Below are 3,230 nucleotides of genomic sequence, written 5' to 3' on the forward strand. Positions count from 1 at the left end.
GGCTGCTCCGGCGTCGCCCGCGCCCGCTGCCCCGTCGCCCGCCGCACCCTTGCCGCCCGCTGCGCCCGCTGCACCCGCCGCACCCCTGCCGCCCGCTGCGCCCGCTGCATCGGAGCCCGCTCCCGCTGCGCCCGCTGCGCCCCTGCCTCCTGCCGCGCCCGCTGCTTCGGAGCCCGCGGCGCCTGGAACACCGCATCTGGGCGGTCACCCACCGGATCTGCGTGGCCAAACTCCGGATCCAGCTGGTCAAACCGCGAATTCGTCCGGTCAACCGTCGAATCCGGACGATCAGGAGCCCTAAGCCGGTGGATCGGCAACGCTTTGCGCGGGCCGGCGCGGAGCAGTTGAGTTCATCCTGCGCTCACGGCGGCGACACGCCGACGATCAGCGCCCTGCGCGCAGAATCAATATCACGGCCCGCCGCCCTGAATGCTGACTCTGCGTCGGTGGCGCAAAAGTGCGAGTGGAGGGCGCCCTCAGTGCAGGGTCAACGGGGGTGGATGCGCCACGGGCGCAGATTTTCGTACGGAGCACGCCCCATCGTCGCGGATACCCGACGATCAACCGAGCGCCCCGCCAGGCGTGTTACCGACCCACGCCCCTACCGGGCGACGCGGATTCAGAGGTGGCGGCGATAGCCGTCGGCGTCCGACGTCGCTTCGTTGAGCGAGGCGTCGGCGTATCCGCGGCAGTAATCCCAGGTGACGTAGGTGTCCGGTTCAGGGTCGTAGGCCGGCTCGTGCGGGCGGACGGTCCCGTCGATCAGTAGCTGCAGCAGGTTCGCGCGCAGCATGTCCCAATCGTGGTAGTGGTCCTGCTGGCAGTCGTCGCAACACACCACGAGCCCGCGGATTCCGCGATGGGCCAGCAACGACTCGTAGACAGTCAGATCGGCCAAGTCCGCTTCCACCGCCAGACGTTCCTGCTGGTCCAGCGGCTGCCCCGGCTCCACGGCTTCCAGCGCCGTCGACGGGTCGGACGGGTCGTCGGCGAACGGATCGGGCGGCAAACCCGGCGGGAGGTGGTCGCGCACCCCCAGAGACTACGCAGGCCGACAGCGTTCACGCCAGAAAACGGCGAGGTCCGCCGCCGCACCGCGATTTCAGTCGAGCGGCTCGGCGAAGCCGTGAACCCGGCCGCAGCGGGGTGCCGATAGGATGAGTTCTCCACCCACGCATGCATTTGGAGGGCCTCGCCGATGTCCCGTGGCATGTCCGGCCTCGAACACAGGTCCGACCTGGTCGAGGGCGCCTACGTGCGCGTCGGCGACCTCGGTGGGGACCCGGTGCCCACAGGTGGCGACGACCCGCACAAGATCGCGATGCTGGGGTTGACCTTCGACGACGTCCTGCTGCTGCCGGCGGCCTCGGACGTCGTGCCCGCCACGGCGGACACGTCCAGTCAGCTCACCAGGAAGATCCGCCTCAACGTGCCCTTGGTCAGCTCGGCGATGGACACCGTGACCGAGGCGCGAATGGCGATCGCGATGGCCCGTGCCGGCGGAATGGGTGTGCTGCACCGCAATCTGCCGGTTGCCGAGCAGGCCGGCCAGGTCGAGATGGTGAAGCGCTCGGAGGCCGGCATGGTCACCGATCCCGTCACCTGCCGGCCGGACAATACGCTGTCCCAGGTCGACGCCCTGTGTGCGCGGTTCCGGATTTCCGGCCTGCCGGTAGTCGACGACGACGGTGCGTTGGTGGGCATCATCACCAACCGCGACATGCGCTTCGAGGTCGACCAGTCCAGGCCGGTCGCCGAGGTGATGACCAAGACCCCGCTGATCACCGCGCAGGAAGGGGTCAGCGCGTCGGCGGCGCTGGGCCTGCTGCGCCGTAACAAGATCGAGAAGCTGCCGATCGTGGACGGACGGGGCCGGCTGACCGGCCTGATCACCGTCAAGGACTTCGTCAAGACCGAGCAGCACCCGCTGGCCACCAAGGACAGCGACGGCCGGTTGCTGGTGGGCGCGGCGGTCGGCGTCGGCAACGACGCCTGGGTGCGGGCGATGATGCTGGTCGATGCCGGGGTGGATGTGCTGGTGGTGGACACCGCGCATGCACACAACCGGCTGGTGCTCGACATGGTGAGCAAGGTCAAACTCGAAGTCGGCGACCGGGTGGACGTGGTCGGCGGCAACGTCGCAACGCGATCGGCGGCCACCGCCCTGGTCGACGCCGGCGCCGACGCGGTGAAGGTCGGGGTGGGACCGGGTTCGATCTGCACCACCCGGGTGGTGGCCGGGGTCGGCGCACCCCAGATCACCGCCATTCTGGAGGCTGTGGCGGTGTGTGCGCCGGCGGGCGTTCCGGTGATTGCCGACGGGGGGTTGCAGTACTCCGGCGACATCGCCAAGGCATTGGCCGCGGGCGCCTCGACGGCGATGCTCGGCTCACTGCTGGCCGGTACCGCGGAAGCCCCGGGCGAGCTGGTCTTCGTCAACGGCAAGCAGTACAAGAGCTATCGCGGAATGGGGTCCCTGGCCGCCATGCAGGGCCGCGGTGGCGGCAAGTCCTATTCCAAGGACCGCTACTTCGCCGATGACGTGCTCTCCGAGGACAAACTGGTGCCCGAGGGTATCGAAGGCCGGGTGCCGTTCCGGGGCCCGCTGGGTTCGGTGATCCACCAGCTGACCGGTGGTCTGCGGGCGGCGATGGGCTACACCGGCTCACCCTCCATCGAGGTGCTCCAGCAGGCGCAATTCGTCCGCATCACAGCGGCAGGCCTGAAGGAAAGCCATCCGCACGACGTCGCGATGACCGTCGAGGCGCCCAACTACTACGCGCGGTGAACAGCGAGTTGGCCATGGTCGAGATCGGCATGGGCCGCAACGCCCGTCGCACCTATGAACTCAGCGAGATCAACATCGTGCCGTCGCGGCGCACTCGCTCGTCGCAGGACGTGTCCACGGCCTGGCAGCTCGACGCCTACCGGTTCGAGATACCGGTGCTGGCCCACCCGACCGACGCCCTGGTGTCACCGGAGTTCGCCATCGAGCTGGGGCGGCTCGGCGGCCTGGCCGTGCTCAACGGCGAGGGGCTGATCGGCCGTCACCCGGATGTGCAGGCTCAGGTTGCCCGGCTCGTCGAGGTGGCCGGCAAGGAACCGGAGCCGGCGGGGGCGGTGCGGCTGCTGCAGGAGCTGCACGCGGCCCCGCTGGACCGCGACCTGCTGGGTGCCGCGGTGGCGCGGGTGCGTGACGCCGGGGTGACCACCGCGGTGCGGGTCAGCCC

General features: G+C 69.7%; 3 protein-coding genes and 1 pseudogene. 2 read left to right on the forward strand and 2 right to left on the reverse strand.

Going from position 1 to position 3,230, the window contains the following annotated elements:
• Together ACK5M9_RS00570 and ACK5M9_RS00575 are read right to left on the reverse strand one after the other, a co-directional pair.
• Window positions 1-212 (reverse strand): hypothetical protein (locus ACK5M9_RS00570; RefSeq protein ID WP_416891267.1); only part of this gene is annotated, 212 nt, incomplete at its 3' end.
• A 407-nt stretch (window positions 213-619) separates the two neighbouring features.
• Window positions 620-1,033 (reverse strand): DUF5319 domain-containing protein, encoded by a 414-nt coding sequence (locus ACK5M9_RS00575; RefSeq protein WP_416891268.1) that lies wholly within the window; start codon window positions 1,031-1,033, stop codon window positions 620-622.
• Window positions 1,034-1,198: 165 nt separating this feature from the next.
• Between ACK5M9_RS00575 and guaB the strand changes: the two genes are divergently transcribed.
• Together guaB and ACK5M9_RS00585 are read left to right on the forward strand one after the other, a co-directional pair.
• Complete coding sequence (guaB, locus tag ACK5M9_RS00580) at window positions 1,199-2,788, forward strand: IMP dehydrogenase (RefSeq protein WP_416891269.1); 1,590 nt, start codon at window positions 1,199-1,201, stop codon at window positions 2,786-2,788.
• A 14-nt stretch (window positions 2,789-2,802) separates the two neighbouring features.
• Window positions 2,803-3,230, forward strand: a pseudogene (locus ACK5M9_RS00585) (GuaB3 family IMP dehydrogenase-related protein); the annotation flags it as partial.

It is taken from the genome of Mycobacterium sp. (assembly GCF_047975165.1).
Lineage (GTDB): Bacteria > Actinomycetota > Actinomycetes > Mycobacteriales > Mycobacteriaceae > Mycobacterium.

Bases quoted from the DNA above. Each gene is read 5' to 3' on its own strand.
- guaB (WP_416891269.1), top strand. From the start codon at position 1,199: ATGTCCCGTGGCATGTCCGGCCTCGAACACAGGTCCGACCTGGTCGAG.